Below are 13,878 nucleotides of genomic sequence, written 5' to 3' on the forward strand. Positions count from 1 at the left end.
CCGCCGCGAACGGAGCGATCTTCGCCTCGGCCAGCGAACGCACCGCCTCACGCAGCATCCCGTGCTCCTCGGAGACCCGGAAGAGATCGAAGTCCGCCGCCCCTGCGCTGCCCGCCATGATGCCCGCCTCGCCGCTCAGTTGTTAGTTACCGTTAAGTAGATCCTAGGGCTCCGACCTGCGGCTGCCTAGGTTCAGGAGACGTCGGCCCCCAGGGTGTCGCCGGCCCGGTGCTCCTGGAAGTACTGCGGCATCCGGTCGTTGCGCATCGCCTCCCAGAGCTGCGCGGCGGGCCGCTCGTCCAGCAGGACGACGCTCTGGCCGTCCCGGGTGTCGAAGCCGCCGAACGGCGCGTTCATGAAGCGGACGTCGTCGGCGCGCAACGAGCGCAGGCTCCAGGCGAGCTGGAAGAGGTCGGTGTTGGAGAGCCGGTCGTCCACACTGACCACCTCGCCGACCGACCGCAGCAGCCCGCCGAGGCGGGAGGGGCTGGTGAGGGTGCCGGAGTCCATGATCCGGAGCATCAGCGCGCGCAGGAAGTTCTGCTGCCGCTTGGTGCGGTCGAGGTCCCCGCCGGGCAGCCCGTAGCGCTCACGGACGTACAGCAGCGCCTGTGCGCCGTCCATGTGATGGGTGCCCGCCTCCCAGGCGCGGGCCTCGCCGACGGCCTCGATGGTGCGCGGGACGGTGATGTCCACCCCGCCGACGGCGTCGGTCAGGGCGCGGAAGCCGTTCCAGTCGACCACGGCCAGGTGGTCGATCCGGATGCCGGTGAGGTTCTGCACGGTCTCGGTCATCAGCGCCGGGCCGCCCCAGGAGTACGCGGCGTTCAGCTTGGCCCGGCCGTGCCCCGGGACGTCCACCCAGGTGTCGCGGGGCAGCGAGACCAGCGAGGCACCGCGGCGGTCGTCCGAGAGGTGCAGCAGCATCATGGTGTCGCTGCGGGCCGCGCCCTCCTGCCAGACCGGGCCCTCGGCCCTGCTGCCGGTGGTCGGGACGTCCGAGCGGGCGTCCAGGCCGACCAGCAGCAGGTTGAGCCCGCTCCCGGGGACGGGCTTCGGCTGGGCGGACTGCGGCGCGGTCGGGAAGGCGTCCGGGATCCGGGTGACGGAGGAGGCGTAGTGCTCGACCGTCCAGAACAGGGCGCCTCCCGCGCCGAGGGCCAGCACCAGCAGGACGGAGAGCGTCCAGAGCAGGACGCGGCGGGTGCGACGGCGGCGGGCGGGCGGTTCGGGCCCGGCCTCCGGGCCGGCGCCCTCCGCGCCCTCGCGCGGCTCGAAGAGGCTGAGCCCCGCCGCCGGGGGCCCCTCCGCGCGGCCGGCCGCGGTCCCGTCGGCGGCCGGGGCGCCGTCGTTCGCGTGGGGCGGCCCGTCGGCGGCCGCGGGTTCGTCGTTCGCGTGGGGCGGCCCGTCGTTCGTGCGGGGTGGCTCGTCCGACCGCGGTTCGTCCGTGCTCTCGGGCTTCGGATCCATGCGCGCATTGTGCCGCCGGTCACAGCGACCGCGTAGGGGTTCCGCCGGATCGCGCCCCGCGCACGCCCAGGGCCTGCCCCCGCACCCCGCCCCCGGAGGACCGCCCGAACGGGACGGCCTGGGCCGGGCCGGTACGGGCGGATAGCATCGGTCCTCGCAGGTCCTGCCCGTCCCACGGCAGTCCAGGTCGAGATTCCGCAAAGGGGAACCAGTGACCCTCCGCATCTCCGTGATCGGCACCGGCTATCTCGGCGCCACGCACGCCGCCGCCATGGCGGAGTTCGGCTTCGAGGTGCTGGGTCTGGACATCGACCCGGAGAAGATCGCCACGCTGACCGCCGGCCGGGTCCCGATGTACGAGCCGGGCCTGTCCGAGCTCCTGCTCAAGCACGTGGCGGGTCACGAGGGTTCGACCGGCCGGCTGCGCTTCACCACCTCCGTCCAGGAGGCCGCGGAGTTCGGCGACGTCCACTTCGTCTGCGTCAACACCCCGCAGCGCAAGGGCGAGTTCGCCGCCGACATGTCCTACGTAGACGCCGCGATCGACGGGCTCGCGCCGTATCTGACCCGCCCGGTGCTGGTGGTCGGCAAGTCGACCGTGCCGGTCGGGTCCGCGAACCGGCTGGCCGAGCGGCTGGCCGCGCTGGCGCCGGTCGGTGAGGGCGCCGAGCTCGCCTGGAACCCGGAGTTCCTGCGCGAGGGCTTCGCCGTCCAGGACACCCTGCGGCCGGACCGGATCGTGGTCGGCTCCCGCAGCGAGCGCGCCGAGCGGGTGCTGCGCGAGGTGTACGCCGACCCGATCGCGGCCGGGGTGCCGTTCGTGGTCACCGACTACGCGACCGCCGAGCTGGTCAAGGCCGCCGCCAACTCCTTCCTGGCCACCAAGATCTCGTTCATCAACGCGATGTCCGAGGTCTGCGAGGCCGCCGGCGCCGATGTCACCCTGCTCGCCACGGCGCTCGGCTACGACGAGCGGATCGGCCGCAAGTTCCTCAACGCCGGCATCGGCTTCGGCGGCGGCTGCCTGCCCAAGGACATCCGCGCCTTCATGGCCCGGGCCGGGGAGTTGGGCGCCGACCAGGCGCTGACCTTCCTGCGCGAGGTCGACTCGATCAACATGCGCCGCCGCTCCCGGATGGTCGAGCTGGCCCGCGAGCAGTGCGGCGGCGGCTTCCTCGGCCGCCGGGTCGCCGTCCTGGGCGCCGCCTTCAAGCCGAACTCGGACGACATCCGGGACTCCCCCGCGCTCAATGTCGCGGCCCAGATCCAGCTCCAGGGCGCGCAGGTGACGGTGTACGACCCGAAGGCGATGGACAACGCCCGCAAGATGTTCCCCGGCCTGGCCTACGCCGAGTCCCCGCTGGAGGCCGCCGAGGGCGCGCACGTGGTGCTGCACCTGACCGAGTGGCAGGAGTTCCGCGACCTGGACCCGGCCGAACTGGGCCGGGTGGTCGCCGAACGGCGGTTGCTGGACGGCCGCAACGCCCTGGACGCCGCCGCCTGGCGGGCGGCCGGCTGGACGTACCGGGCGCTCGGCCGCCCGAGCTGACGCGGGACGCCTCGGGGCCCGCCGGTCGTCGGACGGCCGGCGGGCCCCGTTCGCGCTAGGCCCGGTCCGCCAGACCCAGCCGCGGGATCTCGATGGCGGGGCACTTGTCCATCACCATCGCGAGACCGGCCGCGCGGGCCCGCCCGTACGCGGCCTCGTCCACCACGCCGAGCTGGAACCAGACGGCCTTCGCGCCGATGACCACGGCCTCGTCGGCCACCGCGCCGGCGAGGTCGGACCGGACGAAGGCGTCGACCACGTCGACCTCGAACGGGATGTCCGCCAGGGACGCGTACCCCTTCTCCCCGTGGACCGTCTCGGCCTTCGGGTGCACGGGCACGATCCGCTTGCCGAAGCGCTGCAGCACCTCGGCCACACCGTGGGCGGCGCGGAGCCGGTTGGACGAGAGCCCGACGACGGCCCAGGTGTCGCCCAGCTCGGTAAGGATCTCGCGGACCGTCTCCGGGTCGCCGTACATGCCCTGCCTCCTCGCAGCCGCGGACTCGTCACTGGCAGCGCCTCCGCCCGCCCGGCCATTCCCGGGGCGGGCCGGCGCCCGGCTCAGCCGTCCAGCCCGGCGATGGTGGCGATGGACGGGCGGCGGGTGGTCCGCAGGTCGCGCGCCACCGCTTCGGCGTCGCGCAGCACGCGCACCGCGTTGTGCCAGGTGAGCTTCCCGAGGTCGGCCGGCGACCAGCCGCGGCCCAGCAGCTCGGCGATCAGGTTGGGGTAGCCGGCCACGTCGTCCAGCCCGGCCGGGAGGAAGGCGGTGCCGTCGAAGTCGCCGCCGATCCCGATGTGGTCGATGCCGGCCACCTCGCGCATGTGGTCGAGGTGGTCCGCGACGGTGGCCGGGGTGGCGACCGGGCGCGGGGAGGCCTCCTCGAAGGCCCGCTGGCAGGCCATCCCGGCCGGGGTGGTGTCCAGGTGGTCGAAGCCGTGCGCGCGCATGTTCTCGTCGGCGGCGACGGTCCACTCGATGGCGGCGGGCAGGATGAACTTGGGCACGAAGGTGGCCATCGCGACCCCGCCGTTGGCCGCCAGCCGGCCGAGCACGTCGTCCGGGACGTTGCGCGGGTGGTCGCAGACGGCGCGCGCGGAGGAGTGCGAGAAGAGCACCGGCGCCTCGCTGACCCGCAGCGCGTCGCGCATGGTGTCGGCGGAGACGTGCGAGAGGTCGACCAGCATGCCGAGCCGGTTCATCTCCCGGACGACCTCCTCGCCGAACCGGGTCAGGCCCCGGGCCGCCGGCTTGTCGGTGGCGGAGTCGGCCCACGGGGTGTTGTCGTTGTGGGTGAGCGTCATGTACCGGACGCCCAGTTCGTACAGGGCGCGCAGGGTGGCGAGCGAGCAGTCGATGGAGTGGCCGCCCTCGGCCCCCATCAGGGAGGCGATCCGGCCCTCGGCCCGGGCGGTCTCCATGTCCTGGGCGGTGAAGGCGAGCCGGAGCCGGTCGGGGAAGCGCCCGGCCAGCGCCCGGACGAAGTCGACCTGCTCCAGGGTGGCGCTGACGGCGTGGTCGCCGGCCAGCCGCGAGGGGACGTAGACCGACCAGAACTGTGCGCCGACCCCGCCCGCGGCGAGGCGGGCGAGGTCGGTGTGCAGACGGGAGCTCTGGTCGGCGGCCAGGTCGAGCGCGTCGAGGTCGTAGCCGACCTGCTCGCGCATCGCCCAGGGGAGGTCGTTGTGGCCGTCCACCACGGGGGTGTCGCGGAGGACGGCACGGGCACGGTCCAGCAGGGCGGCCTGGTCGGGCTGGTCTGCGGAGTCCAACAGCTCAGAGGTCATACGAGCTGTTCTATCCGATATGACTACTTTCCAAAGCCGAAGGAGGCGGAACCCGCCACCTTGGCCCGCAGCTTCTTGCCCTTGTCGGTCGCCTGGTTGTTCAACTCGGCCTGGAAGTCCGTCATCTTCTCGGTCAGCTCCGGGTCGAACGCGGCCAGCATCCGCACCGCCAGCAGGCCCGCGTTGCGCGCGCCCGCGACCGAGACGGTGGCCACCGGCACACCGGCCGGCATCTGGACGATCGACAGCAGGCTGTCCATGCCGTCCAGGTAGCGCAGCGGCACCGGAACGCCGATGACCGGCAGCGGGGTGACCGAGGCGAGCATGCCCGGCAGGTGGGCGGCGCCGCCGGCGCCCGCGATGATCGCCTTGAGCCCGCGCGTGTGGGCGTTCTCGCCGTACGCGACCATCTCGCGCGGCATCCGGTGCGCGGAGACGACGTCCACCTCGTAGGGGATCTCGAACTCGTCGAGGGCCTGGGCCGCGGCCTCCATGACCGGCCAGTCGGAGTCCGAGCCCATCACGATGCCGACAAGGGGGTGGGTCATTCGGTGATCGTTCCTCGCAGGTAGGCGGCCGCATGACGGGCGCGCTCGCGGACGTCGTCGAGGTCGTCCCCGAAGACGTTGACGTGGCCGACCTTGCGGCCGGGCTTCACGTCCTTCCCGTACATGTGGATCCGCAGGCCCGGGTCGCGGGCCATGCAGTGCAGGAAGGCGTGGTACATGTCCGGGTACTCGCCGCCGAGGACGTTGACCATGACGGTCCACTTGGCGCGCGGCCGGGGGTCACCGAGCGGCAGGTCGAGCACGGCCCGCAGGTGGTTCTCGAACTGCGAGGTGACCGCGCCGTCCTGGGTCCAGTGCCCGGAGTTGTGCGGGCGCATCGCCAGCTCGTTGACCAGGATCCGGCCGTCCCGGGTCTGGAACAGCTCGACCGCCAGGTGGCCGGTGATGTCCAGCTCGCCGGCGATCCGCAGGGCCAGCTGCTGGGCCTCGTCGGAGAGGGCCGGGTCGAGGTCCGGCGCCGGGGCGGTGACCTCGGCGCAGACGCCGTTCTCCTGGAGGCTCTCCACCACCGGGTAGGCGACGGCCTGGCCGCTGGGCGAGCGGACCACGTTGGCCGCCAGCTCGCGGACGAAGTCCACCTTCTCCTCGGCCAGCACCGGGACGCCGGCCAGGAACGGCGCGTGCGCCTCCCGCTCGTCCTCGACGACCCAGACGCCCTTGCCGTCGTAGCCGCCGCGGACGGTCTTGAGGACGACCGGGTACCCGGCGCCCTCCCGCGCGAAGGCGGTGACGTCGGCCGGGTCGGCGACGAGGCGGTGCCGGGGGCAGGGCACCCCGATGGAGTCGAGCTTCGCGCGCATCACGCCCTTGTCCTGGGCGTTGACCAGCGCCTCCGGGCCGGGCCGGACGGCCACGCCGTCGGCCTGCAGGGCCCGCAGGTGCTCGGTCGGCACGTGCTCGTGGTCGAAGGTGATCACGTCACAGCCGGCCGCGAAGCGGCGCAGTGTGTCGAGGTCGCGGTAGTCGCCGAGGACGGTGTCGGAGACCACCTGCGCGGCGGAGTCCTGGGGCGTGTCGGCGAGGAGTTTGAACCTGACCCCGAGCGGGATACCCGCCTGGTGTGCCATGCGGGCCAGCTGCCCGCCGCCGATCATGCCCACCACTGGAAAATTCGCATTGCCCGGGGAAGTCACCCCGCCAGGATATCCGGGCCGGTCGGGGGCCATGGAACCGCTCCGCCACCGAACGCCGTCCCGCCGTGCGAGAAGCCCGGGGGGCTGAGCCGATCGGCGGAACCGGGTAGCCTGGACCGCTAGGTCCTGGTACGCGTGATCCGATCATGTGCGTGCACGCAGGGCTCAAGGGCCCAGCCGCGCACCCGCTCCGGGGCCCCTCGTCCGCTGGCACATGGAGGCAGCCCGGTATGGCGACGACCGCAGCGTCGAACCCCTCGCTGGTGCAGAGACTGCAGGGTCTCTCGGGCGAGGTGGTGAAGTTCGGCATCGTCGGCCTGAGCGGTGTGGTGGTCAACTTCGCCGTCTTCTGGATCTGCATCAACGGGTTCCACCTGGCCTCGCTGCGCTCCAACATCGCCGCCACGCTGGTGGCCATCGCGACCAACTACCTCGGTTACCGCTACTGGCTCTACCGGGACCGCGACGCCGCCTCGCGCAAGCGCGAGATCACGCTGTTCCTGCTGTTCAGCGGCGCCGGCATGCTGATCGAGACCGGTGTGCTGGGCTTCTCGGTCTACGTGCTCGGCCTGGACTCGCACTTCGAGCAGCTGGCCGCCAAGGTGGCCGGCCTCGCGGTGGCCACGGTGTTCCGCTTCGTCTCCTACCGGACCTGGGTCTTCACCGCGATCCCGGAGCCCGCCACCGAGGGCGCGCCCGCCACCGTCGCCGCACCCGCCACCGTCGCCGGGGACACCGTCGCCGCACCCGCCACCGAGGTCGTCGCGCAGGCCGAACTGATGCTGGCCACCGAGCGGATCCGGTACGCCAAGGCCGAATAGGCCGCTCCGCTTGCCCCGCCCGCACCGGCGGGAGGACAGTGGTGACCGAGGGCGAGTACGGCCGGCGAACGATCGAGGCCCGGGGGGATCCCAGGAGGCTCGTCATGGCGTTCGTCCAGATCATCGACTGCAAGACCGACAAGGTGGACGACCTCAACCGGCTGATGGACAGCTGGGCCGAGCAGACCGAGGGCCGGCGGACGGTCGGGCACGCCACGGTCGCCACCGACCGGTCCGACCCGCGGCACCTGGTGGAGATCGTCGAGTTCGCCTCGTACGAGGACGCGATGAAGAACTCCGCCCTGCCCGAGACCGACCGGATCTTCCGGGAGATGGTCGCGCTCTGCGACGAGCCGCCGACCTTCACCAACCTGGACGTGGTCCGCGACACCCGGTTCTGAGGGCACCCGCCCCCGTCGGGCCCCCGGTCAGGCCTCGCGCTGGCTGCGCCCCAGGAAGATGGCGAACACCGGCGGCTTCAGCGAGAGCAGTTCCAGCCGGCCGCCGTCCGCCTCCGCGAGGTCCCGGGCCACGGCCAGGCCGATCCCGGTCGAGTTGCGGCCGCTGACAGCGCGCTCGAAGACCCGGTTCCCCAGCTCCGGCGGCACCCCGGCGCCCTGGTCCTGCACCTCGACCACCACCGACGTCCCGGACGGCCGCACCCGCACGGTGATCAGCCCGGCGCCGTGCATCAGCGAGTTCTCGATCAGGGTGGCCAGCACCTGGGCCACCGTGCCGGGGGTGCCGACCACGGTGACCCCGTGCAGGCCCTCCACCTGCAGCACCCGCCCGGTACCGCGCAGCGACGGACCCCACTCCTCCACCTGCTGCTTGACGACGTCGTCCAGGTCGAAGGCGACGGCGGTGGGGCTGCGCGGGTCCCGCTGGGTGGTGAGCAGCCGCTGGACGACGTCGGTGAGCCGCTCGACCTGCTGGAGGGCGATGGTCGCCTCCTCCTTGACGGTCTCCGGGTCCTCGGCGACCGCGGTGATCTCCTCCAGCCGCATGGAGAGCGCGGTGAGCGGGGTGCGCAGCTGGTGCGAGGCGTCGGCGGCCAGCCGGCGCTCGGCGGTGAGCATCCGGGCGATCCGCTCGGCGCTGACGTCGAGGACCTCGGCGACCCGGTCGAGTTCGGGGACCCCGTAGCGGCGGTCGCGCGGCCGCGGGTCGCCGGAGCCGAGCCGTTCGGCGGTCTCGGCGAGGTCGGTGAGCGGGCGGGCCAGCCGCTTGGCCTGCCAGACGGCGAGGGCCACGGCGGCCTGGACGGCGAGCAGGGCGACCACGCCGAGCAGCAGCAGCATGTTGGCGATCTCGTGGTCGACGGCGGCCCGCGACTGCTCGACCGTGACGGTCTCCCCGCTGGCCCCCTTCTCGACGGCCTTCAGCAGGTGGGTCCCGGCCGGGCGCGCGCCGCTGGAGACGACGGGCTTGCCGGGGATGTCCACCTCGACGTACTGGCCGTCGGTGACCTGGTTGGCGAACTTGTCGCCGGTGACCGGCTCGTTGGCCGCGAGCCGGTTCTCCACCAGGGCGAGCACCCGGACGGCGGCCGCGTCCACCCGGTCCTGCGCCGAGTTCACGATGGTGCGCTTCTCGACCAGGGCGAGCGGGACGCAGAACACCACGACCACCACCAGGACCACGCCAAGCAGCGAATTGATCATCCGGCGCTTCACGCTGCCGCTCCCCGTCGTGGTCGGTGCCCCTTTGTCGGGGCTAGTTCTTCTCGAAGCGGAAGCCCACGCCGCGCACGGTGGCGATGTAGCGGGGGTTGGCCGCGTCGTCGCCGAGCTTCTTGCGCAGCCAGGAGATGTGCATGTCCAGCGTCTTGGTGGAGGTCCACCAGGTGGTGTCCCAGACCTGGCGCATGATCTCCTCGCGGGTGACCACCCGCCCGGCGTCCCGGACCAGCACCCGCAGCAGCTCGAACTCCTTGGCGGAGAGGGTCAGCTCCTCCTCGCCGAGCCAGGCGCGGTGCGACTCGATGTCGATCTTCACCCCGTGCGCGCCGGTGGTGAGCTGGTCGACGTTGCCGCGCCGGAGCAGGGCCCGGACGCGGGCGAGAAGTTCGGCGAGGCGGAAGGGCTTGGTGACGTAGTCGTCGGCACCGGCGTCCAGGCCGACCACGGTGTCCACCTCGTCGGCGCGGGCCGTGAGGACCAGGACGGGACAGCTCTTGCCGTCGGCGCGCAGCCGGCGGCACACCTCCAGGCCGTCCATCTCGGGCAGGCCGAGGTCGAGGACGACGAGGTCGACCTCCTCGGTGAGCCCGGCGGCCAGTGCGGTCGGACCGTCCTCGCGGACGAGCACCTCATAGCCCTCGCGTCGCAGGGCCCGGGCGAGCGGTTCGGAGATCGCCGGATCGTCCTCGGCGAGCAGCACACAGGTCATGTGGTGATGGTAGTCCGCCGGGTTGGGGGTGATCGCCCTGTGAGGTAGTTCACAGAGCGTGATCGTTATACGGAGCGCGATCACCGCTCAACGGACGTGTCACGGCCGCCCGTTCGCCGAATATTCCCCTCCCGGATCTTGCATCCGAAGGAACATTTCCGGATCTACCATGGATATGCCGATCAGATCGGCGGCAAACTTTGCCATCGCCATACCTCATATGCGGGTTTTGTCAGCTGATACCGCCAAATATCGCCACGTACAGTGGTTTGGTCCACGTCCGCCGCCACCCCCCTTGGCGGACGCTGTCAGGCAAGGAACCACTACACATGGCGTCTACGACCCTGGAGCCCGGCGTTCAGTCGGCCTCTCCCAGCGGCAAGACCTTCCTCGGGCACCCCCGGGGACTCGCCACGCTGTTCATGACCGAGATGTGGGAGCGCTTCAGCTTCTACGGCATGCGTGCCCTGCTGGTGCTCTACCTGGTGGCCGAGACCAAGAGCGGCGGCCTCGGCTACTCGGCCTCTCTCGGTGCCGCGATCGTCGGCGTCTACAACGCCATGGTCTACCTCTTCGCCCTGCCCGGCGGGTGGATCGCGGACCGTTTCTGGGGGCCCCGCAAGACGGTGGCCGTCGGCGGTTGCATCATCATGATCGGCCACTTCCTGCTGGCCGTCCCGGCCGCGGCGTCGTTCTTCGTCGGCATGGCCTTCATCGCCGTCGGTTCCGGCCTGCTGAAGGCCAACATCTCGACGATGGTCGGCCACCTGTACGACGGCCCGAACGACCCGCGTCGCGACGGTGGCTTCACCATCTTCTACATGGGCATCAACCTCGGTGCCTTCGCCGCCCCGCTGGTGATCGGCACGGTCGGCCAGAAGGTCGACTGGCACCTCGGCTTCGCCCTCGCGGGCGTCGGCATGGCCCTCGGCCTCGTCCAGTACCTGGTCGGCACCCGCCACCTCAGCGCCAAGAGCAACGTGGTGACCGCGCCGATCTCGGCCGCCGAGAAGAGCGCCGTGCTGCGCAAGGCCGGCCTCTGGTTCGCCGTCGCCGCGGTGTTCTACACGGTGGTCACGGTGAGCGGCCACTTCACCATCCAGTGGGCGATCTGGCCGCTCTCGATCGCCGGCATCGCGATCCCCGCGGTCTACTTCGCCCGGATGAAGCGCGACAAGGACCTCTCCGCGGACGAGAAGTCCAAGATGACCGGCTACATCTGGTTCTTCGTGGCCGCCGCCGTCTTCTGGATGATCTACGACCAGTCCAGCTCGACGCTGAGCATCTTCGCCGAGGAGAACACCTCCTCGAAGCTGCTCGGGTTCGCCTTCCCGACCAGCTGGTTCCAGTCGCTGAACCCGCTCTACATCATGGCGCTGGCCCCGGTCTTCGCCTGGCTCTGGGTGTGGCTGTCCAAGCGCGGCAAGAACCCGTCGACCACCATGAAGTTCGCCTTCGGCCTGCTGATGATCGGCGCCTCCTTCCTGGTGATGATGCTGGCGATGGCCGCCGCCTCGGGCGGCACCAAGGTGACGCCGCTCTGGCTGGCCGTGGTCTACCTGGTGCAGACCGTCGGCGAGCTCACCGTCTCCCCCGTCGGCCTCTCCGTCACCACCAAGCTGGCCCCGGCGAAGTACGCCAGCCAGATGATGGGCCTGTGGTTCCTCGCCGTCACCGCGGGCGACTGCGTCGCCTCCGTCTTCCAGCTGGTGCTGGGCGATTCGGTGGTCGGCTCCACCGGGTACTTCGCCTTCCAGGGCGCGATGGCGATCGCCGCGGGCGTCGCGCTGGCGATGTACCGCAGGAAGGTCATCGCCCTGATGGGCGACGTCCACTGACCCGGACGATCCAGCGGTACGCCCGGAGGCCGGGCGGTGGCACCCCCACCGCCCGGCCTCCGCGCTTCTCCGGCCGGCCGCCGCCGACCTCGAACGGCGCCCCGGCCCCCCTCGGGCCCGAACTCCGGGGCGGCCGGCCGCCGGACGTGCCAGGGTGACCGGATGCCGACCGACTCGCTCCCCCGCCAGCTCGCCCGTACCCGGCGCTTCAGCCTGGGCGCCCCCGCCCACCCGGCCGTCTCGGCCGACGGCCGGACGGTGCTCTTCCTGCGCGGCCGCGCCGGCGACGACCCGCTCTCCTGCCTCTGGGCGCTCGACACCGTCACCGGCCGGGAACGGCTGCTCGTCGACCCGGCCGCGCTCGACGCCACCGGCGGCGCACTCCCCGAGGCCGAACGGATCCGCCGCGAGCGGGCCCGGGTCCTCGGCAGCGGCATCACCGCCTACGCCACCGACGCCTCCGGCCGGCTCGCCGTCTTCGCCCTCGACGGTGTCCTCCGGCTCGCCGACGCCTCCGACGGCACCGTCCGCGCGGTGCCCACCGCCACCGCCGGGTACGACCCGCGCCTCGACCCGACCGGCCGGTGGATCGCCTACGTCGGCGACGGCGCCCTGCGGGTGGTCGGGGTCGACGGCGGCGACGACCGGGAGCTCGCCGCACCCGAACGGGCCGACGTGACGTACGGGATCGCCGATCACGTCGCCGCCGAGTCGACGCACCGCACCCGCGGCCACTGGTGGTCCCCGGACGGCGCCGCACTGCTCGTCGCCCGGGTCGACACCGCCGCGCTCGCCCGCCTCCACCTCGCCGACCCGGCCGAGCCGCGGCGGCGGCCGCGGGTGATCCGCTACCCGCTGGCCGGCACCGCCAACGCCGACGTCTCGCTCTGGCTGCTCGGCCTGGACGGCGGCCGGACCGAGGTCCGCTGGGACCGGGCCGGCTACGAGTACCTGACCGCCGCCGGCTGGGACGCCCACGGCCCGTACGCCGCCGTGCAGAGCCGCGACCAGCGCACCGTCCGCACCCTGGCGATCGCCCCGGACGGTGCCACCCGGACGCTGGCCGAGCAGCGGGACGACCGCTGGGTCGAGCTGGTCCCCGGCGTCCCGGTCCGCACCGCGGGCGGCGCCCTGGTCGACTCCGCCGACCGCGGCGACACCCGGCACCTCACCGTCGACGGCACCCCGGTGACCCCGGCCGGGCTCCAGCTGCGCGCGGTTCTCGGGACGGACGGCGACGAGGTGCTGTTCACCGCCTCCGAGGAACCCACCGAGACCCACCTCTGGTGGTACCACCCGGCCACCGGCCCCCGCCGGCTCAGCGACGGACCGGGTCTGCACACCGGCCTGCGCCGCGCCGGCACGCTCGTCCTCACCACCCGGGCCCCCGGCGCCCCCGCCGGCCGGACCACCGTGCGGCGCGAGGGCGGGGCGCCCCTCCCGGTGACCTCGTACGCGCAGCGGCCCGTCCTCGCCGACCGCTCCGAACCGCTCCGGCTCGGCCCGCGCGACCTGCGCGCCGCGCTCTTCCTCCCCACCGGCCACCGCCCCGGGGACGGCCCGCTGCCCGTCCTGCTCGATCCGTACGGCGGGCCGGCGACGCAGAAGGTCACCACCGGCGGCGCCTGGTGGACGCTGGTCTCCCAGTGGTTCGCCGACCAGGGCTTCGCCGTGCTGGTCGTGGACGGCCGCGGCACCCCCGGGCGCGGCCCCCGCTGGGACAAGGAGGTCTTCGCCGACAAGGCCACCCCGGCGCTGGCGGACCAGGTCGAGGGTCTGCACGAGACCGCCCGGCTGCGGCCGGGGCTGCTCGACCTCGGCAAGGTCGCGATCCGCGGCTGGTCGTACGGCGGCTACCTCGCCGCGCTCGCCGTCCTGCGGCGCCCGGACGTCTTCCACGCCGCCGTCGCCGGGGCCGCCCCCACCGACCAGCGGCTCTACGACACCCACTGGCAGGAACGGTTCCTCGGCCACCCCGAGGAGCACCCCGAGCGCTACGACGCCTGCTCCCTGATCGGCGACGCGCCCGGGCTGCGGCGCCCGTTGCTGCTGGTCCACGGGCTGGCCGACGACAACGTGCTGCCGGTCCACGCCCTGCGGCTGTCCGCCGCGCTGCTCGCGGCCGGCCGCCCGCACGAGGTCCTGCCGCTCAGCGGCACCGGTCACACGCCCTCCGACGAGACGGTGGCGGAGAACCTCCACCACCACCAGCTCGACTTCCTGCGGCGGTCGCTGGGCCTCGGCTGAGAGACGGCACGCCCGCGCCCCGGGCGGGGGCGCGGGCGTGCCGCGCGGGGGCCGGGCAGACCTCGCGGACCC

11 protein-coding genes and 2 pseudogenes are annotated in these 13,878 nt (G+C 72.8%); 5 read left to right on the top strand and 8 right to left on the bottom strand.

Going from position 1 to position 13,878, the window contains the following annotated elements; all coding sequences use genetic code 11:
- Positions 1-118: pseudogene (locus tag ACFXHB_RS42140) on the bottom strand (acyl-CoA dehydrogenase); the annotation flags it as partial.
- Between the two features lie 74 nt (positions 119-192).
- Positions 193-1,470 carry an LCP family protein gene (locus ACFXHB_RS42145; RefSeq protein WP_380582078.1) on the bottom strand — a complete coding sequence of 426 codons (1,278 nt, stop codon included), beginning with the start codon at positions 1,468-1,470 and terminating at the stop codon, positions 193-195.
- Between the two features lie 211 nt (positions 1,471-1,681).
- Between ACFXHB_RS42145 and ACFXHB_RS42150 the strand changes: the two genes are divergently transcribed.
- A complete protein-coding gene (locus tag ACFXHB_RS42150; protein ID WP_380582080.1) occupies positions 1,682-3,019 on the top strand; it encodes a UDP-glucose dehydrogenase family protein in 1,338 nt (445 codons plus the stop codon).
- 55 nt (positions 3,020-3,074) lie between these two features.
- On the opposite strand, the gene ACFXHB_RS42155 is transcribed toward ACFXHB_RS42150, so the two are convergent.
- The 4 genes from ACFXHB_RS42155 to ACFXHB_RS42170 form a co-directional block, all read right to left on the bottom strand.
- A complete protein-coding gene (locus ACFXHB_RS42155; RefSeq protein ID WP_380582082.1) occupies positions 3,075-3,497 on the bottom strand; it encodes a CoA-binding protein in 423 nt (140 codons plus the stop codon).
- An 83-nt stretch (positions 3,498-3,580) separates the two neighbouring features.
- Entirely contained in the window at positions 3,581-4,807 is a 1,227-nt protein-coding gene (locus ACFXHB_RS42160) for a dipeptidase (RefSeq protein ID WP_380582084.1), read from the bottom strand.
- Between the two features lie 23 nt (positions 4,808-4,830).
- Positions 4,831-5,355, bottom strand: coding sequence for a 5-(carboxyamino)imidazole ribonucleotide mutase (gene purE / locus ACFXHB_RS42165; protein WP_380582086.1), 525 nt, complete (start codon positions 5,353-5,355; stop codon positions 4,831-4,833).
- Positions 5,352-6,542 (bottom strand): 5-(carboxyamino)imidazole ribonucleotide synthase, encoded by a 1,191-nt coding sequence (locus ACFXHB_RS42170; RefSeq protein WP_380582088.1) that lies wholly within the window; start codon positions 6,540-6,542, stop codon positions 5,352-5,354. Before ACFXHB_RS42170 ends, purE begins: the two co-directional genes overlap by 4 nt.
- Positions 6,543-6,739: 197 nt before the next feature.
- On the opposite strand from ACFXHB_RS42170, the gene ACFXHB_RS42175 reads away from it, so the two are divergent.
- Positions 6,740-7,330 carry a GtrA family protein gene (locus ACFXHB_RS42175; RefSeq protein WP_380582090.1) on the top strand — a complete coding sequence of 197 codons (591 nt, stop codon included), beginning with the start codon at positions 6,740-6,742 and terminating at the stop codon, positions 7,328-7,330.
- 104 nt (positions 7,331-7,434) lie between these two features.
- A pseudogene (locus ACFXHB_RS42180) lies at positions 7,435-7,719 on the top strand (ester cyclase); the annotation flags it as partial.
- Between the two features lie 39 nt (positions 7,720-7,758).
- On the opposite strand, the gene ACFXHB_RS42185 reads toward ACFXHB_RS42180, so the two are convergent.
- Together ACFXHB_RS42185 and ACFXHB_RS42190 are read right to left on the bottom strand one after the other, a co-directional pair.
- Positions 7,759-9,006, bottom strand: coding sequence for an ATP-binding protein (locus ACFXHB_RS42185; RefSeq protein ID WP_380582092.1), 1,248 nt, complete (start codon positions 9,004-9,006; stop codon positions 7,759-7,761).
- Positions 9,007-9,046: 40 nt separating this feature from the next.
- On the bottom strand, positions 9,047-9,721 hold the full coding sequence (locus ACFXHB_RS42190) for a response regulator transcription factor (RefSeq protein ID WP_030290974.1): 675 nt from the start codon (positions 9,719-9,721) through the stop codon (positions 9,047-9,049).
- 329 nt (positions 9,722-10,050) lie between these two features.
- Here ACFXHB_RS42190 and ACFXHB_RS42195 point away from each other — a divergent pair, with 329 nt between their 5' ends.
- Together ACFXHB_RS42195 and ACFXHB_RS42200 are read left to right on the top strand one after the other, a co-directional pair.
- Positions 10,051-11,559: a peptide MFS transporter gene (locus tag ACFXHB_RS42195; protein ID WP_380582094.1), complete on the top strand. Its 1,509-nt coding sequence runs from the start codon at positions 10,051-10,053 to the stop codon at positions 11,557-11,559.
- A 162-nt stretch (positions 11,560-11,721) separates the two neighbouring features.
- Complete coding sequence (locus ACFXHB_RS42200; protein WP_380582096.1) at positions 11,722-13,806, top strand: prolyl oligopeptidase family serine peptidase; 2,085 nt, start codon at positions 11,722-11,724, stop codon at positions 13,804-13,806.
- Positions 13,807-13,878: the final 72 nt, after the last annotated feature.

The sequence above is a fragment of the Kitasatospora sp. NPDC059327 genome (assembly GCF_042752535.1).
Classification (GTDB): Bacteria; Actinomycetota; Actinomycetes; order Streptomycetales; family Streptomycetaceae; genus Kitasatospora.